General features: G+C 67.7%; 27 protein-coding genes and 2 pseudogenes. 16 read left to right on the plus strand and 13 right to left on the minus strand.

The genetic code is table 11. The features are described 5' to 3' along the window. Window position 1: 1 nt before the first annotated feature. On the plus strand, window positions 2–898 hold the full coding sequence (locus ACWEO7_RS04760) for a glycosyltransferase family 2 protein (RefSeq protein WP_452420798.1): 897 nt from the start codon (window positions 2–4) through the stop codon (window positions 896–898). A 35-nt stretch (window positions 899–933) separates the two neighbouring features. Here ACWEO7_RS04760 and ACWEO7_RS04765 read toward each other — a convergent pair whose 3' ends face one another. The 3 genes from ACWEO7_RS04765 to ACWEO7_RS04775 form a co-directional block, all read right to left on the minus strand. Then, window positions 934–1,911 (minus strand): acyl-ACP desaturase, encoded by a 978-nt coding sequence (locus tag ACWEO7_RS04765; RefSeq protein ID WP_452420800.1) that lies wholly within the window; start codon window positions 1,909–1,911, stop codon window positions 934–936. Window positions 1,912–2,032: 121 nt separating this feature from the next. Beyond that, on the minus strand, window positions 2,033–2,815 hold the full coding sequence (locus ACWEO7_RS04770; protein ID WP_452420802.1) for a sigma 54 modulation/S30EA ribosomal C-terminal domain-containing protein: 783 nt from the start codon (window positions 2,813–2,815) through the stop codon (window positions 2,033–2,035). Between the two features lie 240 nt (window positions 2,816–3,055). Further along, window positions 3,056–3,670, minus strand: a complete 615-nt coding sequence (locus tag ACWEO7_RS04775) for a hypothetical protein (protein ID WP_452420804.1) — start codon at window positions 3,668–3,670, stop codon at window positions 3,056–3,058. A 262-nt stretch (window positions 3,671–3,932) separates the two neighbouring features. Here ACWEO7_RS04775 and ACWEO7_RS04780 point away from each other — a divergent pair, with 262 nt between their 5' ends. From ACWEO7_RS04780 to ACWEO7_RS04800, 5 genes are all read left to right on the plus strand, one after another. Then, window positions 3,933–4,355 carry a hypothetical protein gene (locus ACWEO7_RS04780; RefSeq protein WP_452420806.1) on the plus strand — a complete coding sequence of 141 codons (423 nt, stop codon included), beginning with the start codon at window positions 3,933–3,935 and terminating at the stop codon, window positions 4,353–4,355. A gap of 141 nt (window positions 4,356–4,496) precedes the next feature. Next, window positions 4,497–5,096 (plus strand): SLATT domain-containing protein, encoded by a 600-nt coding sequence (locus ACWEO7_RS04785; protein WP_452420808.1) that lies wholly within the window; start codon window positions 4,497–4,499, stop codon window positions 5,094–5,096. 297 nt (window positions 5,097–5,393) lie between these two features. Continuing rightward, window positions 5,394–6,641 carry a TIGR03618 family F420-dependent PPOX class oxidoreductase gene (locus ACWEO7_RS04790; RefSeq protein ID WP_452420810.1) on the plus strand — a complete coding sequence of 416 codons (1,248 nt, stop codon included), beginning with the start codon at window positions 5,394–5,396 and terminating at the stop codon, window positions 6,639–6,641. Window positions 6,642–7,077: 436 nt separating this feature from the next. After that, window positions 7,078–7,521, plus strand: coding sequence for a pyridoxamine 5'-phosphate oxidase family protein (locus tag ACWEO7_RS04795; RefSeq protein ID WP_355074173.1), 444 nt, complete (start codon window positions 7,078–7,080; stop codon window positions 7,519–7,521). Between the two features lie 110 nt (window positions 7,522–7,631). Beyond that, window positions 7,632–8,429 carry an SDR family NAD(P)-dependent oxidoreductase gene (locus ACWEO7_RS04800; RefSeq protein WP_452420812.1) on the plus strand — a complete coding sequence of 266 codons (798 nt, stop codon included), beginning with the start codon at window positions 7,632–7,634 and terminating at the stop codon, window positions 8,427–8,429. Window positions 8,430–8,479: 50 nt separating this feature from the next. On the opposite strand, the gene ACWEO7_RS04805 is transcribed toward ACWEO7_RS04800, so the two are convergent. Further along, window positions 8,480–8,863: an ester cyclase gene (locus ACWEO7_RS04805; RefSeq protein WP_452420814.1), complete on the minus strand. Its 384-nt coding sequence runs from the start codon at window positions 8,861–8,863 to the stop codon at window positions 8,480–8,482. An 87-nt stretch (window positions 8,864–8,950) separates the two neighbouring features. Between ACWEO7_RS04805 and ACWEO7_RS04810 the strand changes: the two genes are divergently transcribed. Next, a complete protein-coding gene (locus ACWEO7_RS04810; protein ID WP_452420816.1) occupies window positions 8,951–9,541 on the plus strand; it encodes a TetR/AcrR family transcriptional regulator in 591 nt (196 codons plus the stop codon). On the opposite strand, the pseudogene ACWEO7_RS04815 reads toward ACWEO7_RS04810, so the two are convergent. Both ACWEO7_RS04815 and ACWEO7_RS04820 read right to left on the minus strand, forming a co-directional pair. Then, window positions 9,504–10,773 (minus strand): annotated as a pseudogene (locus tag ACWEO7_RS04815) (FAD-dependent monooxygenase). The gene ACWEO7_RS04810 and the pseudogene ACWEO7_RS04815 overlap by 38 nt on opposite strands. Window positions 10,774–10,995: 222 nt before the next feature. Next, window positions 10,996–11,433 (minus strand): hypothetical protein, encoded by a 438-nt coding sequence (locus ACWEO7_RS04820; RefSeq protein WP_452420818.1) that lies wholly within the window; start codon window positions 11,431–11,433, stop codon window positions 10,996–10,998. 109 nt (window positions 11,434–11,542) lie between these two features. Between ACWEO7_RS04820 and ACWEO7_RS04825 the strand changes: the two genes are divergently transcribed. Beyond that, window positions 11,543–12,037, plus strand: coding sequence for an anti-sigma factor antagonist (locus ACWEO7_RS04825; RefSeq protein WP_452420820.1), 495 nt, complete (start codon window positions 11,543–11,545; stop codon window positions 12,035–12,037). A gap of 255 nt (window positions 12,038–12,292) precedes the next feature. Beyond that, window positions 12,293–12,484, plus strand: a complete 192-nt coding sequence (locus tag ACWEO7_RS04830) for a hypothetical protein (protein WP_452420822.1) — start codon at window positions 12,293–12,295, stop codon at window positions 12,482–12,484. 18 nt (window positions 12,485–12,502) lie between these two features. On the opposite strand, the gene ACWEO7_RS04835 is transcribed toward ACWEO7_RS04830, so the two are convergent. Further along, on the minus strand, window positions 12,503–13,024 hold the full coding sequence (locus ACWEO7_RS04835; protein ID WP_452420824.1) for a MarR family winged helix-turn-helix transcriptional regulator: 522 nt from the start codon (window positions 13,022–13,024) through the stop codon (window positions 12,503–12,505). Window positions 13,025–13,082: 58 nt separating this feature from the next. Between ACWEO7_RS04835 and ACWEO7_RS04840 the strand changes: the two genes are divergently transcribed. From ACWEO7_RS04840 to ACWEO7_RS04850, 3 genes are all read left to right on the plus strand, one after another. Continuing rightward, window positions 13,083–13,808, plus strand: a complete 726-nt coding sequence (locus ACWEO7_RS04840; protein ID WP_364426654.1) for an SDR family NAD(P)-dependent oxidoreductase — start codon at window positions 13,083–13,085, stop codon at window positions 13,806–13,808. 178 nt (window positions 13,809–13,986) lie between these two features. Then, a complete protein-coding gene (locus ACWEO7_RS04845) occupies window positions 13,987–14,808 on the plus strand; it encodes a DUF1684 domain-containing protein (protein WP_452420826.1) in 822 nt (273 codons plus the stop codon). Between the two features lie 4 nt (window positions 14,809–14,812). Continuing rightward, on the plus strand, window positions 14,813–15,877 hold the full coding sequence (locus ACWEO7_RS04850) for an LLM class flavin-dependent oxidoreductase (protein WP_452420828.1): 1,065 nt from the start codon (window positions 14,813–14,815) through the stop codon (window positions 15,875–15,877). Window positions 15,878–15,915: 38 nt separating this feature from the next. On the opposite strand, the gene ACWEO7_RS04855 is transcribed toward ACWEO7_RS04850, so the two are convergent. Next, on the minus strand, window positions 15,916–16,392 hold the full coding sequence (locus ACWEO7_RS04855; RefSeq protein WP_355074157.1) for a DUF2505 domain-containing protein: 477 nt from the start codon (window positions 16,390–16,392) through the stop codon (window positions 15,916–15,918). A 171-nt stretch (window positions 16,393–16,563) separates the two neighbouring features. Beyond that, window positions 16,564–16,722, minus strand: a complete 159-nt coding sequence (locus ACWEO7_RS04860) for a hypothetical protein (RefSeq protein WP_452420830.1) — start codon at window positions 16,720–16,722, stop codon at window positions 16,564–16,566. A gap of 273 nt (window positions 16,723–16,995) precedes the next feature. On the opposite strand from ACWEO7_RS04860, the pseudogene ACWEO7_RS04865 reads away from it, so the two are divergent. Further along, window positions 16,996–17,451 (plus strand): annotated as a pseudogene (locus ACWEO7_RS04865) (alpha/beta fold hydrolase); the annotation flags it as partial. 377 nt (window positions 17,452–17,828) lie between these two features. On the opposite strand, the gene ACWEO7_RS04870 reads toward ACWEO7_RS04865, so the two are convergent. After that, window positions 17,829–18,035, minus strand: coding sequence for a hypothetical protein (locus ACWEO7_RS04870; RefSeq protein WP_355074149.1), 207 nt, complete (start codon window positions 18,033–18,035; stop codon window positions 17,829–17,831). A gap of 134 nt (window positions 18,036–18,169) precedes the next feature. On the opposite strand from ACWEO7_RS04870, the gene ACWEO7_RS04875 reads away from it, so the two are divergent. Beyond that, window positions 18,170–18,820: a cyclase family protein gene (locus ACWEO7_RS04875; protein ID WP_452420832.1), complete on the plus strand. Its 651-nt coding sequence runs from the start codon at window positions 18,170–18,172 to the stop codon at window positions 18,818–18,820. A 320-nt stretch (window positions 18,821–19,140) separates the two neighbouring features. Continuing rightward, window positions 19,141–19,401, plus strand: a complete 261-nt coding sequence (locus ACWEO7_RS04880; protein WP_452420834.1) for a hypothetical protein — start codon at window positions 19,141–19,143, stop codon at window positions 19,399–19,401. A 26-nt stretch (window positions 19,402–19,427) separates the two neighbouring features. Here ACWEO7_RS04880 and ACWEO7_RS04885 read toward each other — a convergent pair whose 3' ends face one another. Beyond that, window positions 19,428–20,279: a crotonase/enoyl-CoA hydratase family protein gene (locus ACWEO7_RS04885; protein WP_452420836.1), complete on the minus strand. Its 852-nt coding sequence runs from the start codon at window positions 20,277–20,279 to the stop codon at window positions 19,428–19,430. Window positions 20,280–20,517: 238 nt separating this feature from the next. Here ACWEO7_RS04885 and ACWEO7_RS04890 point away from each other — a divergent pair, with 238 nt between their 5' ends. Further along, entirely contained in the window at window positions 20,518–21,279 is a 762-nt protein-coding gene (locus tag ACWEO7_RS04890; RefSeq protein ID WP_450022238.1) for a 3-hydroxyacyl-CoA dehydrogenase, read from the plus strand. An 87-nt stretch (window positions 21,280–21,366) separates the two neighbouring features. Here the strand turns inward: ACWEO7_RS04890 and ACWEO7_RS04895 are convergent, their stop codons facing one another. Together ACWEO7_RS04895 and ACWEO7_RS04900 are read right to left on the minus strand one after the other, a co-directional pair. Beyond that, window positions 21,367–22,263 (minus strand): hypothetical protein, encoded by an 897-nt coding sequence (locus tag ACWEO7_RS04895; RefSeq protein ID WP_452420837.1) that lies wholly within the window; start codon window positions 22,261–22,263, stop codon window positions 21,367–21,369. Window positions 22,264–22,358: 95 nt separating this feature from the next. After that, window positions 22,359–23,120, minus strand: coding sequence for a bestrophin-like domain (locus ACWEO7_RS04900; RefSeq protein ID WP_452420839.1), 762 nt, complete (start codon window positions 23,118–23,120; stop codon window positions 22,359–22,361). Window positions 23,121–23,338 lie beyond the last annotated feature (218 nt).

A 23,338-nucleotide genomic window follows, 5' to 3' on the forward strand; every position in this document is an offset into this window, starting at 1 on the left:
GATGGTCACGGAACGAATGACGGTCGTCATCATGACCCGCAACCGGCGCGAACAATTGCTGCGAACCCTCGCGCACATGACCGCGCTGCCCGACGCGGCGCCGATCATCCTCGTCGACAACGGGTCAACGGACGGCACCGCCGACGCGGTCGCCGCGGCGTTCCCCTCGGTGACACTCATCCGCTCGGGGGAGAACCTGGGCGCGGTGGCCAGGAATATCGCGGTCGAGCGGACGACAACGCCGTATGTGGCGTTCTGCGACGACGACACCCGATGGCAGCCGGGCGCCTTGACCCGCGCCGCCGATGTGCTCGACCGATACCCCGGCCTCGGCTCGGTGACCGGACGATGCCTGGTCGCACCCGATCTCCGAGAAGACCCGATCACGCCGGAACTGCGCGACTCACCGGTCGTCGGGCCCGACTGGCTGCCCGGCCCCGCTCTGCTCGGCGTGATGGCCGCGCTGTCCGCCTTCCGGGTCAGCGCGTTCCGGGAGGTCGGCGGCTTCTCCCGGCGTCTGTGGTTCGCGGGCGAAGAGGAACTGCTCGCCCTCGACCTCGCGGCGCACGGCTGGTGGATGTGCTGGATGGAGGACATCCTGATCCACCATGAGCCGTCCACCACCCGTGATCCGACCCACCGTCGCAGGCTCGGCATCCGGAACACGTTGTGGACGCTGTGGTTGCGCCGCCCGGTTCGCAGCGCCGCCCGGCGGACCGCCGTCGTACTCGGATCGGCCCCGGCCGACCTGACGACCGCCGCGGCCGTCCTGGACACACTGCGCGGGATACCGTGGGTGCTGCGCGAACGAAAAGTCCTGCCACCGCCAGTGGAGGCGGGCCTCGTTCTGCTGGAAGAATCCCAGCGCCGTTCCCCCGCGCGTCGCTATGTGGGTTGACGGTCGTCTCGTCGGGGAGGACCTACCCGGGCGTACTATCCCGCAGCGGCGCCGACACCCCGGCGTGCTTCCCGAGCGAGGGCACGGTCGCGTTGTTCCTCGAACCGGGGAATGCGCACTTCCGTAAGGTCGTCCAAGAAGGCGGCGAGTCGTTCGCGGGCTTGCTCGCCGCGTGGCCCGAAGTCGTCGCGGTCGAGGATGTTCCATTGCCGGATGACGGGTTGGAGCACTTCTTCCAGGTGCTGGCGCAGATCGTAGATGCCGTGCTTGGCCATGAGGACGCCGTTGCGCCGGAAGTTGGGCATGCCGGTGCCCGGCATGCGGAAGTTGCGCACGATCAGGTCGATCGCTTCGATGGCCTGATCGGGCACCAGATCCAAGGCGGCGCCGCACATGCCGCGGTAGAAGATCATGTGCAGGTTCTCGTCGGCGGCGATGCGTTGCAGCATGCGGTCGGCGACCGGGTCGTCACAGACCGCCGCCGTGTTGCGATGACTGATGCGGGTCGCCAACTCCTGGAAGGACACGTACGCCACCGAGTACAGGAACCCGCCGTCGAAATCGGTGTCCGCTCGCTCCACCGGCGCGCCGAAGCCGGTGGACATGTGCGCCATACGGTCGTTCTCCAACGCGACCGGGTCGACTCCCCGTGTGACGACCAGGTAGTCACGCAGGGCGATGCTGTGGCGGGCCTCCTCGGCGGTCCATCGTCCCACCCACGACCCCCACGCGCCGTCTCGGGAAAAGCTGGCACTGATCTCGCGGTGATAGGACGGAAGGTTGTCCTCGGTGAGCAGATTCGTGATCAAGGCCGCCTTCGCCACCTCGGAGAGCCGCGATTGCCCTGGCTCCCAATCGATCCCGCCGAGCATCGCGAAGTTGTGTCCGTCGTCCCAGGGCACGTAGTCGTGGGGATGCCACTCCTTGACCATGGACAGGTGCCGGTTCAACGCGGTACCCGCGAAAGGTTCGAGCTCGGTGAGGATCTCCAGCTGTGTCAGATCACGCGCCAACGTCGTGTCCGCCTTTCTTTGCGCATTGCTTCGGAAGGGAGAGATGATCGGTCCCGGCCCGCCCCGGTCGCGATCAGCGACGACCGAGGCCGGACGGATAACGCCGGGGAAGTGACGACTTTCAGGCGGTCGCCGTGTCGGTGGCGCCGGTGCGGGGTGTGACGAGCGTCAGGTCGCCGTCGTAGCGGCGATACATCAGATGGCCGCGTCCCGACGGTGGGTCGGTGTAGAACAGGAACGGCAATCCGTATTCGCATAGCCGTTCCACTGCTCGTGTTTCGGTGAGCTCCGGTGCCGGGCGGGGGTTGATGGTGAACAGTCCCGAACTGCCGACGATCGAGTGTGGCGTATGGACACTGTGCTGGCGCGCCATCCGCAGCCCGAACGGTCCGGCGCGGTAGACGACGGCGTCCTCGCCGGTCTCGGCATCGGTGAACAGATGCGCGTCGTAATCCATCGCGTCCAAGAGCGCCGTCGCCGCGGGCAGCGAGCCCGTCATCAGCGCAACCGCCTTGCGGCGGACCAGTTCTCCCGGGCCGGGTGCGTCCAGCGGCCGACGGTCCGGATCCGGCCACGGCCGCGGCTCCCACGGCTTCTGCAACGCCTTGATCTGCCGTTGCAACCGGATCACCGTCGGCAGCGCGTCACCACGACGATGTGCCAACGTCTGGATCCGCGCGAAGGTGTCACCGACGGACAGATTCACCTGGATGACCATCGGGCCGTCGTCGCTGTCCGGGGCCGTGATCCGCAGGCGGGCGGCGCCCGCGACAGGGAATCGCCGCAGTAGACGGCCGACCGTACCGGCGAAGCGTTCCCGCTCGAGGGCCGGTACCCGGCCGGTGGCGAACACGGCGACTTCCGGGAACGACGTCGACGACCACACCTCCGACACCAGCGACATCCCATCCTCCACTGCTCTCGCCCCACCGACTCACCTGGCAAGACTGTGCCCGCAGCGTGGGTCGTGCCCGTAGGGCCGAAAGTCCGTTACGCCGATTACTTTCAGCATCGTGAAGTCCCTCGGCGATCGGCCGTCCGTCGCGCGGGATCGTGGAGGCCGCCGATGCGACGGCCGGCCATGTGTGCCGGCCGACAGGCAGATCGAGGCGTCAGCGTTGCGTGAGGTGGTCCGCGGGCCTACTCACTCGACGCGTGCGGCCGGTTCGCCGGAACGCGCACCGGCCGCGGGCCGTGGCAGGCGCAGCGACCTGGCCGGACGGTTGTAGGCCCATTGGGCGACGGCTATGACGGCCGAGCCCAGCGAAGTCATACCCGCGAGCAGAGCCCAGTGGGTGAGTCCTGCGGTGTTGTAGGAGACCTGCCGGACCCCCGGCGCGATCAGGCTGCCGTTGCCGAACGCCCAACTCGTCACCATGCCGACCTGCCCGCCGAAGTCCGTGGAGCGGGCGAGCATGGCGCGCAGCTCGGGAGCCTTGCTGTTGACGTAGAGCACGGTGAGCAGGACCAGCGCCGCGGTCGTCACCGCGCACGCCGTCGCCGTGCGTGAAAGGACCTCGGCGCGAAGCCGGAGATTCACCACCACCACGCAGACGGTGAGGACGATCGCGCCCGCGGACAGCAGTGCCAGGGCCCCGCTGATCCGCGCGGTGGGCGGCTGCGACGACGACCAGACGTTCAGGTAGGAAGTGGTCGCGGTGATCCGGCCGAAGGCATCGGCACTGGCTTTGCCGTCGGCGCCCACAGCCCTGAGCCACGGCTGGAACAGCAGGATCAGCGTGACGATACTGCCGGCCACGGCGCACAGGTAGCCCCAGTGGCCCCGCAACGCCGACAGGGATGCACGGAATTCGCCGTGCCGTCCCGGCGCCGCGCTCGTTTCTCGCTCGAGTCGAGTGTCCTTTGCTGACCACGGCGTTGGCTGCACTTCGCTCCGAACTCGAGGACAAGGGTTCGCCGTCGGGAACCCAGGTGGACAGGGCGGTCCCGACTGCGGTCGGCCTCACGCACGGTCGGCAGCAGGGCTATCTGGACGTTAAAAGCTGCCGAACGCTGGGAGAATGGTTGCGATCAGCGCGATTTTGAAATCTCAGTGGGCGCCTGGGGGCCGGTGCGGAATGGAGACCGGCTCACCCGGCCACCCCACCTTCACCCAGCACTTCGGCTTCCAGGTCTGTGCGAACATTCGGGCAGATGGGCATACCGCGTTCCGGGAAGAATTCGGAGCATTCTGCCGACGTCGGACAGCGGTCGGTGCTGCGCCGTTCGTCCGCATCGCAGGCGGGCGTCGAAAGATCTGGAGCAGAGTCCGATTCGGTGCCGTGGCAATCTCTCCGGCAGCGGTGCCGGAATTGACCGACGACTTGCCTGGAGACCCCGTGTCGCCCGAATCCGTTACTAAGTCGCAACTTTCGCCGATCCGCGCGTCGCAACACCTCGGCATGGTCGACGCGGAATCGGTTCACGATCTAACTGAGAGCTGAAAAACATTGTCATGCAATATGAGTCGGTACATCCGGCGGTGTCGAGCGGGCGTGCCGGGTAGGGTTGCCGACGCCGCTCCGGCCGCCTGGCAAACGGCCGAAAGGTGATTCGGGAGCCGTAGGCGAGATACAGTACGGGCCGTGACAGAGCACCGATCGCCCATCGGCGGGGATCGCTCGCAGGACCTCGGAGTGCCGCGTTCGCTGGACCTCCGCTCCGCCGACTGGTCGAGTTCCGATGAGACCCTTGCCCGGCTGTTCCAACGTGTCGAGGCGTACGCCATGGACGCGCGCGAGTGGTATTCGCGGGACGGTCTAACGAAGCGGCGGGCGAGCCTAGCCCTCACCGCGGCGATGATCGTGCTCGGCTTGTTCGGAATCCTGGTGCCCCTGCTCACCACCGCCGGAGTCCACGCCATCGACCCGAGCTGGGGATATATCCTGCTCGCCTGCGCCGCCGGAAGCGCGGCATGCGACCGGTTCTTCGGCGTCTCCACGGCGTGGGCGCGCGACATCCGCAGCGCGCAGTCGATCAACGCGATGCTGTGCGACTTCCAACTCGAGTGGGCTTCGGTTTCCCGCGCGCCAGCCAATTCGAATGGGGAGATCGACCGCAGGATGGGACTGCTGCGGGATTTCTCCTACCGGGTCAACGAGGTGATCGCACACGAAACCGACAGCTGGACCGGGCAATTGCCGCTGTCGGCACAACCGCGGATGAGCAGGCTGGATCGGAGGTAGCGCCGGCTGCCGCCACCTGCGGGCGGCTTGCAGACGAACCTCGACAGGCGATGTGGGCCAGGTCCGCGGATGCGGCGGACCTGGCCCTTCCGCGTACCAGGGCCAGCCTGGCGCGAAGGCGCTGTACCCGGGCGCTTTTCGGTGCTGAGGGAGCCGTGACTACCGATCGATCGAGCGCGTCACGCCTGTGTGCGGGGACGGCAGTACGTAGCCGGTGCCGCCCAAATTGAACCGATTAGTCAAGCCGATTGGGCTGAATAGGTGACAAAGATGAACTAACCGGTTAATTTCGATCTCATGAAACATGTTGTCGTCGTGGGTGGTACCGATGGGATCGGCCGGGCTGTCGCCCTGGAGCGGCTGGCCGTCGGAGACGCCGTCGTGGTCGTCGGGCGAGACGCCGAGAAAGGCAAAAGCTTTCTCGCGGCAGCCGAGACGCTCGGGGCGGGCGACCGTGCGCATTTCGTGCCGGCGGATCTCAGTTCGATCGGTGCGACCCGCGCCGCCATCGACGCCATCCGAACCCGTTTCACCACGGTGGATGCCCTGGTGCTCTGTGCCAGGCACTACCGGTCCGATCGGCTGGTGACCGCGGAAGGGTTCGAATACACCTTCGCGCTGTTCTACCTGAGCCGATTCGTGCTCAGCTACGAACTGATCGACCTGCTGAGCGCCGCCGCGAACCCGGTCATCGTCAATGTGGCCGGTCCGGGCAGCGGAACCGGCGAGATCCGCTGGGACGACTTGGGTCTCGAGCGCGATTACCATGGCCTGCACGCGCTCGCGCAGGGCGGTCAGCTCAACGATCTGCTCGGCATCGAATTCGCGCGCAGGCCGACGTCGGCGCGAGTGCGATACGTGCTGGTGCATCCGGGGGTGGTGAACACCGCCCTGTCCGGCGACTACGACGCCGAGATGGCGGCCAGGATCGAAACGATGCGCCACACCGCGCGACCGATCGACGAGGCCATCCGCCCGATCCTCGCGGTATTGGACGATCCGCCGGTCGAGGCGCTGACCGCGATCGCGCACGGACAGCCGTTGGACGTGCACGGACCCGAGTTCGACACCGCCGCGGCCGCCCGGCTGTACGGCGAGACGACGAAGCTGCTCGGACGGTTGCAGTCGGCGGCGTCGGGCATTTCCCCAGCCAGGTTGCGGCAGGTCCTCGACTCGCCCGTGTTCGGTGTCGTGGCCACGATCCAGCCCGACGGCAGCACGCATCAATCGGTGGTGTGGATACTGCGGGAAGGGGGCGATGTCCTCTTCGTCGTGGGGGCGGGCAGTCGCAAAGAGCGCAACCTGCGTCGAGACGCCCGAGTCGGCGTGCTGGTCAATCCGCCCGAGCAGCCCTACACGTACGCCGCGATCCACGGTACCGCGACCCTGTCCACCGAAGGCGGTCTCGAACTGCGGGATCGTCTGGCGCTGAAGTACACCGGCAAGACCTATCGCGAGCACAATCCGGAAGCCGCCGCCACCTATGGGGATACTCCGATGGTCGTCGTCCGGGTCACGCCCGAACGAATCGTCGGCCGACTTTGAGCCGCGATCTTTTGTGAGCCCGGGCATGCAAGCACGACCACGGCGTCCCGGCACCTTTCGCCGAACAGGTGCCCCTGGTAGCTACACCGCGTGAGGCCTAGCGGATGATCAGGACGCCACGTTCACGGTTCGGGGCGTCGCTGGAGCGAGGCGGTAGGCTCCCCGTCGGCGGCGACCGATCGGCAAATTCGGTGCGGCCTCCCGCGCATTGACCGTCGCCCGGCCGAAATTCAGGTCGATCCAGCGGTTCACACTTGCCACCGACTGCGGGCACGCGTCTTCGGGCTCTTGCTCGGCCAGTGGCCGTCGCGGGCAACCCGGAGCGCTCGGTGGCGGTCGCGGCGACGGTGTGCTCGATGTCAGGAACCGGCGCTCGAGTGGCGTAGATGCCTGCGGATCTCGGTCTCGCGCCCGCTCGCGTACGTAGACTTTCGGCGTGACCGATCTCGCGGACTTCGCCCGGCTGATCGCCGGTGACCACGGACTTTGTGTCGTCTCCACGCTTCGAGCCGACAACACGATCCAGTCGTCGCTGGTCAACGCCGGCGTATTGCGACACCCGGCGACCGGTGCCGACGTGGTCGGCATGGTGGTACGCGGCGGCGTGCGCAAATTGGACAACCTGCGGGCCCGGGCGCGTGCCACGATCGTGGTCCGTGTCGGTTGGCAATGGTGCGCCGCCGAGGGGCCGGTGTGGATCGCCGGTCCGGACGACCCGGCCCCCGGGGTCGATGCCGAGCGGTTGCGGTTGCTGCTGCGTGAGGTGTTCACCGCGGCCGGTGGCGTGCACGAGGATTGGGACGAGTACGACAGAGTGATGGCCGCCGAGCGTCGGGCGGTGGTGTTGATCTCGCCGGATCGTGTCTACGGCAACGGTTGAGCTTCGCCGCGCTCCGCAAGAGCCGGAACTGGGCGCGGGGCAGCCCGTAGTTCTGATCATGTCGAGCGGGATCGGTTACGGGGATCGACAGGCTTGTTAGCGTCAGCCCGGTGAATCTCGACCTGGATGGAAAACGCGCGATCGTGACCGGCGGCAGCCGAGGGATCGGATTGGCTGTCGCTCGCGGGCTCGCCAACGAAGGTGTGGATGTGGTGATCGCGGCGCGTGCGGCCGAACCGCTCGCGGCCGCTGCGCGGACATTGTCCGAGGAGACGGGTCGGCGAGTGGTCGCGATACCGACCGACACGGGCGACGACGGCCAGGTCGAGGCGCTGGTGGAGCGCACCGTCGCCGAATTGGGCGGCGTCGACATCCTGGTGAACTCCGCCGCCACGCCGTGGAGTGCGGGCGCGAGCGCCGACCTGGCAGCCACCAGCGACGATGTGGTGCGGCGTGAAGTGGAGATCAAGGTGCTCGGATATCTGCGCACCGCCCGCGCGGTCGCCCCCCATCTGGTGGAGCAGGGCTGGGGCCGGATCATCAACATCAGTGGACTCGGTGCGCGCCAGGCGAATTCCATCGCCCAGACGATTCGGAACATCAGCGTCTCGGCATTGACCAAGAATCTGGCGGACGAGCTCGGTCCGAAGGGCATCAACGTGACGGTCGTGCATCCGGGGCTGACCAGGACCGAACGCCTGACCCAGCGGTTGACCGCGCAAGTCGAGGAGTCGGGGAATACGGTCGCCGAACTCGAAGCCGAGCTCGCGAAGAATACGCTGCGCCGGGTCATCGACGCCGCGGAAGTCGCCGACGTGGTGACCTTCCTCGCGTCACCCCGCAGTATCGCGATCACCGGCGACGCCATCGCGGTCGGCGGCGGCGTCCCCGGTCCGGTCTTCTACTGAGAGCGCCGCGCAGGGCGAACGTCGCCCGCGCGTAGCTCGCGCTCTGTCGCCTACCCGGCCGCCCGGAAGGGTTCCGCGACCATCCAGTGCTCGACGAGCCTGCCGTCGTACACCCGGATCATGTCCATGCCCATCGTCTCGCATCGCTGACCGGTCGGCGGCAGGCCGAGAAAATCCCCGGTGTGCGTGCCGCGAACCGTGTACCGGTGCGCGACCCACTCTCCGCTTTCGATAGTCGCTTCCACGACGACCTGCAGATCCGGCGCGCCCGTCCACATCGATTGCCATTTCCGCCGCCAGTCTTCCCGGGTCATCAACTGTCCCTGGTCCCGCGATTCGGCGGCGATGTAGCTCAGCGCGGTGTCGAGGTCACCGGTCGCCCTGGCGTCGATGATCGCCTCGCTCACTGCGGCAGGGCTCAGCGGATTGTTCATGTCACTCTCCTGAACCGATAAACGGGGACTGTCCCCGCTATGGTGCCGTACGATACGGGGACTGTCCCCGGATAGACAAGAGATCTCGTGCCGACCACCTCCGAGCCGTCCCCGGGCGCGCGGCCGCGCGCCGACGCCCGGCGCAACCGTGACCGACTCCTCGCCGCCGCGGAGCGCGCGTTCAATCGTTTCGGTGCCGCCGCCTCGCTCGATGACATCGCTCGCGCCGCCGGTGTCGCCAATGCGACCCTGTACCGGCATTTCCCGACCCGCGGGCGCCTGATCACGGCCGTGTACCGCGAGCGGATCGACGCGCTGTGTGCGGCGGCCACCGAGCTAGGGGGCGGCGATGCGGCCGGTGACGCCTTGTTCGGCTGGCTGAATGCGGTCATCGATCACATCGCGGTCAGCCGAGGCTTGCGCGAGGCGTTCATCAACGCGTATGGACTTCGCGACGGCGACGAAACCCCAGAAGTCGCAGCGTGGCATCGCATGACCGATGCCGCTGCCATGCCGCTGTTGCGAAATGCCCAAGCCGCCGGTCTCATTCGAGCCGATCTCGAGGTGACCGAATTGATGACCCTCGTCTCCGCGATCGCACACGCGGGCAACGGCGATGCCGACCATGCTCGCCGTCTGCTCACCCTGACCTTCGAGGGTCTGACGTCCGAAGGGTGAACGGGTCGCCGCCCAGGTCTCCTGATGCGGTGGGCGGTGGTGGATAGTCGTCGACGGTCATAGCGTTGTAGACGCGTGTGCTTTTGGTGGCGAGGCGGAGGAAGGCGCGGCCGGGACCTGTGGGCAGGGCGGATAGCAGTCGGGTGGCCTGCACCAGTCCCGAGACACCGAGGCGGGATGTGGGGATAAGGGTCTTGGCTGCGCTGAGCGCGACCGCGTGGCCGCCGCGTATGTGTTCGGCCATCGCGTGTTCGTAGGCGGGGAAGGCGCGCTCGTGGTCGCCGCCCGCTCGTGCGAGTTCTCCGGCGAGGACGTACGCGCCAACGACGGCCAGCGTGGTGCTGCCGCCGACGGCCGGCCCGGGGCAGTAGCCCGCGTCGCCGACGAGCGTCACCCGGCCTCGGGACCAGGTGTCCATGCGGAGTTGGGTGATGGAGTCGAAGTAGAACGCCGGGGTGTGGTCGAGTTCGTCGAGCCAGCGGGCCACGTCGCTGTCGAAGCCGTGAAATGCTTTACGCAGCAGCTGTTTTTGCCGTGACACGTCGTGGCGGTGGTAGTCGAGTTCGCGGTTGCTGCGAAACAGGAACAACGCGCGCGCCTCGCCGAGGTGGCGTACACCGTAGATACCTGCGGTGCGGCCGGCACCGACGTGGATGTGGAGTTCGCTGTCGCAGCCGTAGGCGCCGGGCAGGGTCATCACCCCGAGGTAGGCCCCGGCGAAGGCGCTGAAGCGCGTCCTCGCCGAAGACCAGGCGGCGCACGGTGGAGTGCAGCCCGTCCGCACCGACGACGAGGTCGAAGCGGCGCGGGGCGGACTTCTCGAACCGCACCTCGCCCTCGGGTGAGATCGCGGTGATCGAGTCGCCGAAGAGATATTCGACGTCGTCGGACGCGGCGTCGTAGTAGATCTCGCCGAGGTCGTCGCGCATGATCTCGGCGTGTTGGCCGGAAGTGGCGCCGAAGATCTTGGCGAGGTCCACGCTGGCGGGCCGCCCCGCGCCTTCGGGGTGGAGTGTCATCCGGTTCGTGCCGGTGGCCCGTTCCTGGATGCGCGCCAGCACGCCCATCTTCTGCGAGATGTCGATCGCGGGCCGGAACAGGTCGACCGCGTGGCCGCCGGTCTTGCGCAGGATCGGCGCGCGTTCGACGACGGTGACGGAGAAGCCGTGCCTGGTGAGCCAGTACGCCAGCACCGGTCCGGCGATGCTTGCACCGGAGATGAGGATCCGCATGAATATGCCTCCCTTTCGCTGAAATCGCCGATCAGTTGGGCATCCTCGATCCGAAACTCCACTGCCACTTCGGATCTGGATCCGAACACCGACTCGACGCCGCAGCGGCGCTGGTCTCAGCCATTGGTTCTCCTTCGGACGGTCCGTGCAGGGACTACCTTGCTGAGCGACCGAAGATTCGTCTTGAACAAATGTCAGCGTTCACGGTCGGCAGGGACCGGCTCATACGATCGGCGTGCGGCCATGGGAAATCTGTGACGGCCCGGCGTGGCTACGGTTCCGCCGTTGGGCGTCTGCTGAGCAGCGCGCGGCCGAAGGAAGCACCCAGCCGCGGGTTACCCGAAATGCATGACCGCCGCCGCCCCGGAGCGCGTTGTCGAAAAAGGTCACCAGGGCCTTGTAGTGGTAGTGCAGATAGTGCAAGCCCTCGTCGAAGCAGCGAAGAGTGTCGACGGCTTCGGACAACAGCATGCGTTCCTGCATGTCGCGGAACGAGATGCCATGCTCGGGCTTGGTGTACTTCTCCACCAGACCGGGCCACCGGCCGAGCTTCGGCGGCTCGGTCTGTATAGTGTCGGCTCGCTGCGGATCCAGCGGCCGCGCGCGCCGCATGTTTTCCGTGTGATGGCGATCGCTTCCATTGCAAGAGATTTCCCGCACCGCTGTACAGAAGGGCATGTCTCTGTTAGCAAGGAGGGGTGGGTCTGTCTTGAGGATGCAGGGTGGGCCGGTATCGAGCGCGCTAGGCGCGAAACGAATCGAGTGCCCTATGAGCACAGAATTGCACGGTCTCGGCGGCGCAGCCCAGCCCTCGTCGGACGGGTGGAAAGACGCTCTCCTCGGACTGAACGCGACCATCGAACATCGCGGCAACGCGACCGTCGTCCACGTCCATGGTGAAGTCGATGCCTACACGCTGCCCGCGTGGCGGCGATTGCTATACGAGGCCGGAGCGGCCACCGCGACGCCGGGGTCGATCGTGATCGATGCGCGCGGTCTCGGCTTCATGTCCTGCCGTTCGCTGCTGATCTTGGCCGAAGAATCCGAGGCATGCCTGCTCCGGGGCGTGCGGCTGCGAGTAGTCGGTGACCGGCTGGTAGTGGCCCGCGTCGTGGCCGTCCTCGACCTCGACGCCCTGCGGCCCGTTCACTCCTCCGTCGAGGACGCGCTGGCCGACTCGCTGCCGAGCGGGCGATTCCACGGCATCGGGCCACGTGCGGCGTGGCGCGGTCACGCCGGTACAGCGGAGCCGCAACCTCTCTGACGCTCACCGCAATGCGATCCTCGATCCGGCCTTGCGCGAATTGGGTAAGGGCCGGGCCGGTTACACCCGCGGCAGCCAATTCGTCTTCTCCCAGCACTACAAGCAGATGCGATTGCTGGGCGTGCCCGGGGAGAAGATCGCGGCAACCCGCACTGGCAGGTCAGCGACGTCTTCTCCCTGCTGGAACGGGCCCTGCTGGCCTACACCGACGCGCGCGTCTACGACGGCGGACGCGTTCGGGGCGAAGTGATCGCGGTGTTGAAGCCCGAGCTGACCGACCGGGAGATCATGGAGTTCACCTACATCACCGCCCTCTACGACATGCATGCCACCATCTGCCGGGCCCTGCGTCTGGAATACGACGACCGGCCGGAACCGGTGGCGGAAGTGCGACTGCCCGTAGGCGTCGAAGCCGGGGACCCGTCCGCGGATCTGTCCGGCGCCTGACCGAGTCGGCGCGGGGGCCTACGCCGGTTCGGAGGATCGGATCGCCGCCTCGAGTGTGCGCAGAGCCGCGGTGAGCACGGTGCGTTCGTCGGCGGCGAGTTGGTCGGTGAAGGCGGTTTCGTGCTCCAGTAGGGCAGGCACGACATGTTCGATGTGGCGATGGCCGTCCGGCGTGAGCGAGACCAGGACGCCGCGCCGGGTGGTCGAGGTCGGTTCCCGAGTGATCAGCCCGGCCGCTTCCGCACGCGCGAGGCGCTGGGAGACGGCGCCCGCGGTGACAAGGCTGCGGGCGGCGATCTGGCGGGTGGTCAGCTGGTAGGGCGGACCGGATCGGCGCAGGGTGCTGAGCAGATCGAGGGTCGATTCATCGATCCCGAGCCGCTGGAGGGTGCGCTGTCGCTCGTCGGTGAGGAGTTTGGCCACTCGCCACAGCGGCGTGAGGATCTCGATCGACTCGACTCGCGCGCCGGGCAGTTCACGGCGCCATGCCGCGGCTATCCGGGCGGGCGAAGGTATCTCGTCGTGTGTTTCGTGCGTCATTGCCGGAAGTCTCTCCCTTCAGTACATTTAGCGCTAAATATATCGAGAGGAGATGAGAATGCGCGGAACGGTCGTCGTCACCGGTGCGAGCGGGGGAATCGGACGCCGGGTGGCTCAGCGGTTCGCCGAAGGCGGGGCGGACGTGGTGATCACCGGGCGCTCGAAGGAACGGGTGGAGCGGGCGGCGCAGGAGCTCGGAGTGCGGGGAATCGTTTGTGATGCGGCGATTCCAACGGAGGTGGAGCGGTTCGCCGAATCGGTCGGGCCCGAAGTGGATGTGCTGGTGAACATGGCCGGGGGCAACACCGATCTCGTCGTCGGCAACGGTGCCGCGGTGTCGTTGGCGGAGTTGGCCGAGCAGTGGACGGCGAACCTGTCGACGAATCTCTTGAGTGCGGTCCTGACCACCTCGGCGCTGCGGGAGCGGCTGCGCCCCGGTGGAGCGGTGATCAACGTCGGCTCGATCGGCGCGGAGTATGCCGCGGGGTCCTACGGCGCCGCGAAGGCGGCGCTGGCGGCGTGGTCGGCCGGCTTGTCGGCGCAACTGGCGCCGAAGGGTGTCACGGTGAACACGGTCGCGCCCGGTTACATCGAGAACACCGATTTCTTCCAAGGGCAACTGAGCGAGCAACGGCGTAGCTGGTTGATCGACTCCACGCACGACAAACGCGCGGGTGAGCCCGACGACGTCGCCGGTCTGATCGAGTTCCTGGCCTCCCCGCACGCCCGGCACATCACGGGCCAGACGATTCACGTCAACGGCGGTGCGCACACGACCAGATGAATGCTCCGTGAGCGGCGATTGGATTCGGGCTGATCGCAATGCTATCCGCGCACGGGCGCGTGCGGTTGAATCCGGTATCACCTCCGTTCGTCGTCCAGAGTGGTGTCGCACGTCTCGGCTCGAATCGTGGGGACGGCACCGAACCGGGGCGGACACAGCTTCAGACGAGGAGCACCACATGACAGCGCAGGCCGCCGCGGCAACTCCGACCGACGCCTTCGTCGCCGACTGGCAGGACTGGCATCGCGGACAAGAGGCGCGACTGGCCGACCCGCACGGTTTCCTGGCCATCACCGATCTGCACTGGCTGGCCGAGACGCCGCAGCGATTCTCCGACGCGCCGGGTGCCTGGTCCACCGGCGCCGACGGTGTGACGGTGGTGCTCGACGACGGTGAGGAGCTGGTGGTCGAGGGGACACCCGTGCGCGGCCGGCATGTGTTCGGGGTCATCCCCGAACGCGGCGGCGTGAACGCTGTCTGGGGTGACGCGGTGATCGAGGTCGCCAAGCGCGGCGGCCACGACATCGTTCGGCCACGGCACCCGGACAACCCGCTGCGCACGGCTTTTCGCGGCACGCCCGCCTACGCGCCGCACCCGAAGTGGGTGGTCTCCGGGCGATATGTCGCCTTCCCGGAGCCGCAGCCGACCACGGTCGGCGCCGCTGTCGAAGGACTGGAACACGTCTACGACGCGCCCGGACAGGTCGAGTTCGAGTTGGACGGTCGGCCGCTGCGCCTGACCGCTTTCCCCGGCAAGGACCCCGGCGCCCTCACCGTGCTCTTCACCGACGAAACCTCCGGGGTCACCACGTACGCCGCCAACCGGGTGCTGCAGCTGTCGCCGCCGGATGCCGACGGGTCGGTCGAGCTGGACTTCAATCGGGCCGCGAATTTGCCCTGCGCCTACACCGACCTGGCGACCTGCCCGTTGCCGCCCGCGGAGAACCGGCTCCCGGTCGCGATCGAAGCCGGTGAGAAGCTGCCGTACGAGCGCGGCTGAACTGATGGGCGACCCGACACCTCGGATCAGGACGTTGTCGTTCCTGACGCCGGGCAACTATCCCGACGACGATCCGTACTCCGGGCTCGAGGACACGCTACGTCTGTTCGAGTACGGCGAAAGCCTCGGTTTCGACGGTGCGTGGATCCGGCAGCGACATCTCGAGCACGGCGTCGGGTCGGCAGCGGTGTTCCTGGCCGCTGCCGGTCAGCGCACCAGTCGAATCCAATTGGGCACGGCGGTGATTCCCATCGGCTACGAAAGCCCGTTCCGGCTGGCCGAGGATCTGTCGCTGGCGGATGTGCTGTCGCGGGGCCGGTTGCAAGCCGGTTTCAGTGCGGGCACGCCGCCGCATGCCGACTTGATCGGCGGCCTGGTCTTCGACGGGGACTGGCGCACCTACGATCTTTCCTACGGACGGATCGCCCGGCTGATCGAGAACCTGCGGGGCGACTATCTCGGTGACGCCGACACGGTGATCCACTCCCCGGGCAACACCCAGCGGCCGCGGTTACAGCCGCACAATCCCGGTTTGATCGACCGGCTGTGGTACGGCGGGGCCAGCACCCGTTCGGTGCGCTGGGCAGGGGAGAACGGGCTGAACCTGCTGACGGGGAACATCGTGTTCGGCGAGCACAGCGACGATTTCACCACCACCCAGTCGAGCCTGATCGGCGAGTACCGCGGACTGGTGGATCCGGCTCGGCCCGCCCGGGTCGCGGTGGGACGGGTGATCGTCCCGTTCGACAGCGCCGACCGCGCGACTCGCGAGCGGTACCGGCAGTACGCGGAGAGCAGGCGCGAGCGCACCCTCGCGCCGCAGGGGCCGCGGCGCGTCCTGTTCGCCCCGGACCTGGTCGGGACCGCCGAGGAGATCATCGATCGGCTGCGGGCCGATCCGGTGCTCGCGCAGACTTCGGAACTGCGACTGGAGCTTCCGTACGAGTTCCACCGCGCCGACTACGAACAGATCCTGCACGACACCGTGGAGTTGATCGCGCCGGCGCTGGGCCGTCGGACCGAGACCGGTACCGAGCACGAGACCGGTGGGGTGGCCGCCCCCGCGTGATCCTCATGCCCGATCGACTCCGGGTGCCGGTCGACGCGTCAGTGGTTCGTGATCCAGGTATCGGTGAATTCCGCTTCCGCGGCGAGCATGTCGACCAGCCGGGCGACGACGGCCGCTTCGATCTTCTTGCCGAACAACGGGATCCCGACCTCGGCCGCGCCGTCCACGACCGCCACCGCGGCGGCATCCTGCTCGGTGAGCCGGACGGTGCCGCTCACCCGCGCGGGCACACCCTCGACGTCGGCGTCGAAACTGCCGCCCTCCTGGGTGTAGGTCTCGGTGCGGGTGACGACCAGGCCCTCGGGGCGCACCGCGGTGACGGCGCCGGGCAACTCGGCCGCCGCTATGGTCTGCACCATTCGCACGTGCAAACGGTCCTCGGCGGCATCGAACTCCACAAGAACTCCGCCGACCTCCTCGACGCGGTCTTTCCAGTACCGCTCGTCGGCCAGCGCCGCGCGAAGCGCGTCGGCCGGATGGGAGTAGGTGGCCGTGTACGCCAAGGGGGTCGCCATATCGGCACACGCTACCCGCCGCGCCGCCCGCCCGAGCCGGTGAATCGCCTAACCATGAAGCCGGATTACTGAATCGCCCTGGCGTGCACCAGCTTCGACACCTGCGAACCCAGTCCGGTATGTCTTCTAGTGCGGTGCGGAGTGCCTTGCCCCCGGCGGGGAGTGGCCGTCTCAGACCGGGCGACCGCCCGTCGTGCCCGGGGGCGGTGCGAAGGAGTCCAGCGCGTACTTGCGGTGGTAGCGGACGAGCTTCTCGTATTGCAGGCGGTGGTAGGCCAGCGGCAGCAGCAGCCCGATCCGGCAGCAGACGTCATGCCGCTTGCAGCACACGGACGTACGCGGCGAACTCGAGGTGGTGCCGCTTCAGCTCGAACCCGACCGTGCGGCGGACACCGGGGTGCATGACCTCGGCCGAGCACACATCGAGGAGTTTCGAGGGGTCTGAATTCGCGATGACGATCGATGGCGCCGCAGTGGTTTTGGGCCGGTGTGCGCGCCCAGAGCTTGTCGGTGCCATGTCCTACTGTCCGAAAGATGCGCAACAGGATTACTGGATTCGCCTACGATCGCGTGACGGTCGGCGATGTCGGTCTCCACGTCGCCATGGCCGGAGCAGGCGCCCCGATCGTGCTCTTGCACGGCTTTCCGCAGACCCATTTCGCTTGGCGGCACGTCGCGACGGACCTCGCTCGCGACCATCTGGTGATCTGCCCGGATCTGCGCGGCTACGGCGACAGCGACAAGCCCGTCGGCGAGCCGGATGGCAGCACCTACGCGAAACGGACGATGGCCGCCGACATCATCGGACTCATGCGGGCGCTGGGCCATGAGCGATTCGCGCTCGCCGGCCACGATCGAGGGGGGGTTGGTCGCGTTCCGTGCCGGTTTGGACCACCCGGACGCGATCAGCCATCTCGCGATTCTGGACGTGCTGCCCGCCGCGGACATGTGGTCCACCCTGCACGGGACATCCGGCATCTTCGCCTTTCATCTGTATCTGCTCGCACAACCTTCCGACGTGGCCGAGCGCATGATCGCAGCCGACCCCGATCTGTTCTTCGGGCACTTCCTCGACGACTGGTGCCGGATACCCGGCGCGATTCCCGCGGAAGCCCGCGCCGCATACCTCGCGGCTGCCCGTGCGCCCGGCGCCATTCGCGCGGTGTGCGCCGACTACCGGGCCAGCGCCTCCATCGACAATGTCCACGACGAAGCGGATCGTCGTGCGGGCCGTCGGTTGACCATGCCCGTAGCCGCGCTCTGGCAGGATCCGGGCGAGGTCGTGCTTCCGTTCGATCCCCTGTCGATCTGGTCGGGATGGGTGAACGATCTGCACGCCGGGACCGTGCGGTGCGGACACTTCCTGCCGGAGGAGATGCCCGGCCGCGTCATCGAAGCCATACGAAACCTGATCGACCGACCCGTTGCGACGGCCGTCAGGGCAGATGCATGAGTTGCCGGGAGAGGGTGAAGAGGCGGCGGGCGAGTTTGGTGACCGGCAGACCGAGGGGAAGCAGAATGACCGTCACGCACAGGATCGCGCCGACGAGCCACAGCACGGCCGCGACCAGCCCCAGTACCGTGCCGAGCACGGCCGTGAGGATCCCCAGCACGACGCCGAGCAGGCCCTGTAGCGCTCGCATGATGACCTTCCGGTGTACATTCTGCGCTTCTTCGGCGCGACGCGCATGTGCCGATCGCGATCGGCGCTTTCACCGCGTCGGGGCCCGCGACCACTCCGTATACGAGCACGGGATCGGCCGGTAGCGTCCCAGGTATGAGCCGAGCGATCGTGGAGCTGTCGCATCCGGTCTCGGACGGCATGCTCACCTATCCGGGCCTGCCCGCACCACGCGTCACCACGGCCGTGGCGCGCGACCGATCGCCGCTGATCGACATGACCTACGACATCGCACGCGTGGATATGGTCGGCCACACCGGGACCTACATCGACGCGCCTTACCATTTCCACGCCGAGGGCGCCGACATCGCCGAGTTGCCGTTGGAACGGCTGTTCAACGTGCCGATCGTCCTGATCCGCGCGCGCGGACTTCGCGCGGTGGGCCCCGATCTGCTCGGTGATCCCGCGCGCCTGTGGGGCAAGGCGGTGCTGGTGCACACCGGTTGGTCGGCCGAATGGGGTTCGGCCGCGTACCGAGACCCCGGGCATCCGTACCTGGTCGGTGAGGTCGCCGATGCGCTGGTCGCCGCCAATGTGGCGTTGGTGGGCATCGACTCGCTCGACGTGGACGACACGTCGTTGCCGACACGTCCGTGCCATCACACGCTGCTGGGCGCGGGAATCCCGATCATCGAGCAGATGACGAACCTGGACACGCTCCCCGGCACCGGCGCCAGACTCGTCGCACTGCCTGCGCCGGTGCGCGGGATGGGCTCGTTTCCGCTGCGCGTCGTGGCGTGGTGGTGACGTAGACGCCAATCGCGATCCCGAGTTCTGGGGCGTCGACGGCGACGAGCTGCGCCTCGACCGGCCGAACGCGCAGCAGCACCTTTCGTTCGGCGCGGGCATCCATCACTGCCTGGGCGCGGCGCTGGTCCGGCTCGAGGCCCGGACCGTCTTCACTCGCTTCGTGCGGCGGTTTCCCGAGGCGACCATCGACGAATTGCGCTGGAACGGACGGATCAATGTGCGTGGACCCGCGGAACTGTCCATTTCGGTGCAGTGCGATTTTTCGGAGCAGGACGAACTCATGCCCACGATAACGGTCGATGACGTGTCGATCGCCTATGCCGATACCGGAGCGCCGCGCGACCGCCCGCGTGGTGTTCGGTCACGGACTGCTGTTCGCCGGCTGGATGTTCCAGCCCGCAAATCGAGGTGCTGCGCGAGCACTACCGCCGCCCGCGCGATCCGAGCGCATCGCCGCGTCGATCCCGGGCGCGCGCCTGCACACCATCGCGGATTGCGGTCACACCAGCAGCTGGGAACAACCCGTGGCGATCACCGCGTTGCTGCGGGAGTTCCTTGCCACCGTCGATGGTTCTTGACGCACCGACAGGCACGAGCGAAAAACTCACGGCCGGAACGGCGGAACCGTGAGATCGTCGCCGAAGAGGTCCGGAAGGTCGCGGTCGACGCTGTCGGGGAAGCGCGCGGGTCGCTTCTCCAAGAAGGTGGTCACGCCTTCCCTGGCGTCGGCGCTCGCGCCTCGGTGGTAGATGCCGCGGGACTCGATGCGGTGCGCGATCATCGGATGCTCGGCGCCCAGGTTGCGCCACAGCATCTGCCGGGACAAGGCCACCGAGACCGGCGCGGAATGCTCGGTGACGCGGCGCGCGAGCGCACGCGCCTCGTCGAGCAGGGTGTCCGCCGGATGCAGCGCGGAGAACAATCCCGCTTCGCGGGCCTCGCTCGCGTCGATGAGGCGGCCCGAGTACACCCAGTCCAGCGCGGTCTGCATCGGGACCAGCCGGGGCAGGAACCAGCTGGAGCAGGACTCGGGAACGATGCCACGTCGATTGAAGACGAACCCGATGCGGGCGGTGTCGACGGCGATGCGGAAGTCCGCCGCGAGCGTCATGGTGATGCCGACGCCGACGGCGGGGCCGTTGACGGCGGCGATGATGGGCTTGCGAGACTCGAACATGCGCAGGACGACCTCGCCGCCGCTGTCACGGAAGGACTCCGCGGCGTCCTGGTCGCCCGCGACGAAGGTCTCCGCACCCGCCGACAGGTCCGCGCCCGCGCAGAAGGCGCGACCGGCGCCCGTGATGATCACGGCGCGAATTCGATCGTCCCGGTCGCAGGTGTCGAAGGCATCGACCAGCTCCGTGCCCATCGCGGTGGTGAACGCGTTGAGCTGCCGCGGTCGGTCGAGGGTGATGGTGGCGATGGAGTCGGAGACGTCCAGGCGAATATCGGCCAAAACGAACAGCTTGCCATCACGCCGATTTTCGCGCTCTCGCAGGGGGTTCGGGTGACATCGGACGGCCGGGGTATCGATTCGAAGGAGAATGACTGTTTACTTAGTGCTGCCCGTCCGGTTAGCCTGTCGCCGTGTCTCGATTGGTCACGGGGCCTGGCTCCCCGTGTCGGGGTGACAGCGCAGACCAGTCGGACGGCGTTTCGCGCTGTCGTTCGGCAGCCCGGAGAAGAGGAGTGGGATGGAGATCAGCAACTCGGTCGCGGCGGTGACCGGTGGTGCGTCGGGACTGGGCTTGGCGACCGTGCGGGAGCTGCACGGTAAGGGAGCGAAGGTCGTGATCATCGACCTGCCGTCGTCCTCCGGCGAGGCCGTCGCCAAAGAACTCGGCGACGGAGTGGTCTTCGCGGCGGCGGACGTCACGAACGAGGAGCAGGTCACGGCGGCCCTCGACGCCGCGCAGGAGCTGGGCGATCTGCGGATCGCGGTCAACTGCGCGGGTATCGGGAACGCCATCAAGACCGTGGGCAAGAACGGGGCATTCCCGCTGGCGGACTTCACCAAGGTCGTCAACGTCAACCTGATCGGCACCTTCAACGTGATCCGGCTGGCCGCCGAACGGATCGCGAAGACCGATCCGGTGGGTGAGGAGCGCGGTGTCATCATCAACACCGCGTCCGTGGCGGCCTTCGACGGCCAGATCGGGCAAGCGGCGTACTCGGCGTCCAAAGGTGGAATCGTCGGCCTGACCCTGCCGGTGGCGCGTGACCTCGCGGCCATCAAGATCCGGGTCGTGACCATCGCGCCGGGGTTGTTCCACACTCCGCTGTTCGCCACGCTGCCGGACGAGGCCATCGCGTCCCTGGGCGCGCAGGTCCCGCACCCCTCGCGCCTGGGCGACCCCACCGAATACGCCGCGCTCGCGCGCCACATCGTGGAGAACCCGATGCTCAACGGCGAGACCATCCGTCTCGACGGCGCGATCCGGATGGCGCCCCGCTGAGGTGATGTCGGAGGGACTCCGAGTAGTGAGGATGGTGCGGGTGCCGGTTGTTTCGGCACCCGCACCATCGTTGCGCGGATCGGAGATCTAACGGGTTCGTCCGGGGCCGGGTGCGAGGCGGATGCCGACGACGGTGATGACGGTGACCACCAGCACTGTCATCAGCCTCATGAGGTTCCAGACGGCAGGGTCGGGGGCCGGTTCGGCGGCTCGGATGTTCTGTCCGCGTGGCCGGTTCGGTGGGGCAGTGCGCGGCTCGGGTAGGGGACGCTCGGCCTGCGGCGTTATCGGTGTAGGAGCAGCTGCGGGAGCCGAAACGATAGGGAGTTCGGGTGCAGGCGGGCCGAGTTGGAGAGGGCTCATAGGCGGGGGCGGGGTTGCGGGAAGCAGCAGAAGACAGGTCAGCACCGCGCTGCCGGTAGCGGCACTGCCGACGGCGGCGCTGCCCACGCCCGATCCGCTCGATCCGGGGCCGATGAGACCAGGTACGAGGGAGCCGGAACCGCTGCCGGTCACGAGCCCGAGCAGGAGCAACGCGCTGCCCGTGACGGCGCTGCCGGTACACGCCAGCTGGACGCTGCCGGTGTCGACTCCCGGCGTCGCGGCCGGCTGTTCCGCCGTGACGTCCGAGTGGGGCGCCGGGCGTGCCGCGCCGCCGGTTTCCGCATCGCCGGTGGAGAGCGGACCGCCGCGTGCGCCGGCGGTCGCGGCGCTGCCGGTGGCGACGAGGCCGGCGCTGCCGGAAGGCAGCCGGATCGGGCCGAGACTCAGGGACCCACCGGACGTCTCACCTTCGGCAGCGGCGCTACCGGACGATGTGGCGGGGCCGTCGCTGGAACCACCGCCCGCGAAGGCGCCCACCGGCTCGGAGCCGGTCCCCGCACTCCCGGTGGCGAGGTCGCCGAACGGCGGCCACGGCGGTGCCTCCGCCGATGCTTCCAGCGGTTGGGCCACGAGTGCCGCTATGGTCAGGGGCAGCATCACAGCGGCCAATCCCTTGGCCGTTCTCGGTGTTCGAGATGTGTTTCGCTCGCGTCGCATGTGTAGTCGCCTCGTCGTGGTCGAAACCGGCCGGAAGATCAACTCGTGTGCTGGTATCGGGACAGTGCGAGTTCGAAGGCCTCCTTCGGGACCACGTTCCCACCGGAGAACGGCTCGTCGAGGTTGTAGATCGCTCGGATCACCACGCCGACGATGGCGCCGAGCAGCGCGGTCGTCACGACGGTGCGCTTGGTGACCTGGACGCCGGAGAGGACCACGCTGAACAGCAGCAGGACCGTGCAGATCCACATGGCCAGGTAGAGGAAGCCGGGAACGCGGTAACCGGCGTCCAGCGCGCGATCGGCACGTGCCTGCGCCACCGCGTCGAGGCTGGTCAGCGCACTGGTGCGAAGTGTATCGACCTCGGGATCGGCCGGATTCACCGCGGCCACCGCGTCGCGCAGGGTATCGAGGGTGTCCTGGGTGGATTGACTGAGATGACCGTCGTCGGCCATCACGGCCCATTCCGCGGTGAGAACCCGCTCGGTGTAATCGCGCACCAGTCCTTGGATGCGGGTGTGGTCGGTTTCGGGCATCCCGTGCGCGGCCCAGTAGGTGTCGATGAGCGATTTGGCTTCGGCGATGGTGTGATTGCGCGCGTTGTCGTACTGCTGCCAGGCGATCACGACGATGAACGCCACCACCGCCATGAAGATCGTGTTGATCAAGTTGAGCACCAGCGCGCCGACGGTGTCGTCGTCGGTGTGCCGCCATGCCTTCGGATGTAGGCGATCCCCCGCCACGAAGACGACCACCGCGACCAGTGCGGTGAGAACGGGCACGAGAAACTCCAACGCCATGCGGGGACTCCATTCTGTCTGCGTGGTTCTCGCGACCGCCGCGTCGGCGACGTACCGCAGCGCTTGTCGCACTACGAGTTCGATGAATTCCGGGCGTCGCCGTGTGCGAGGTCGATAGATGCGCCTGCCCTCAGCGGTACTGCGGCGACCTGGCAATCCCGAGCGAATCGCGCTCGGATCGGAGCGCTCTCAGCGCTGCCGAGTGGACATCACGCGAT

This window comes from Nocardia sp. NPDC004260, from assembly GCF_053603155.1.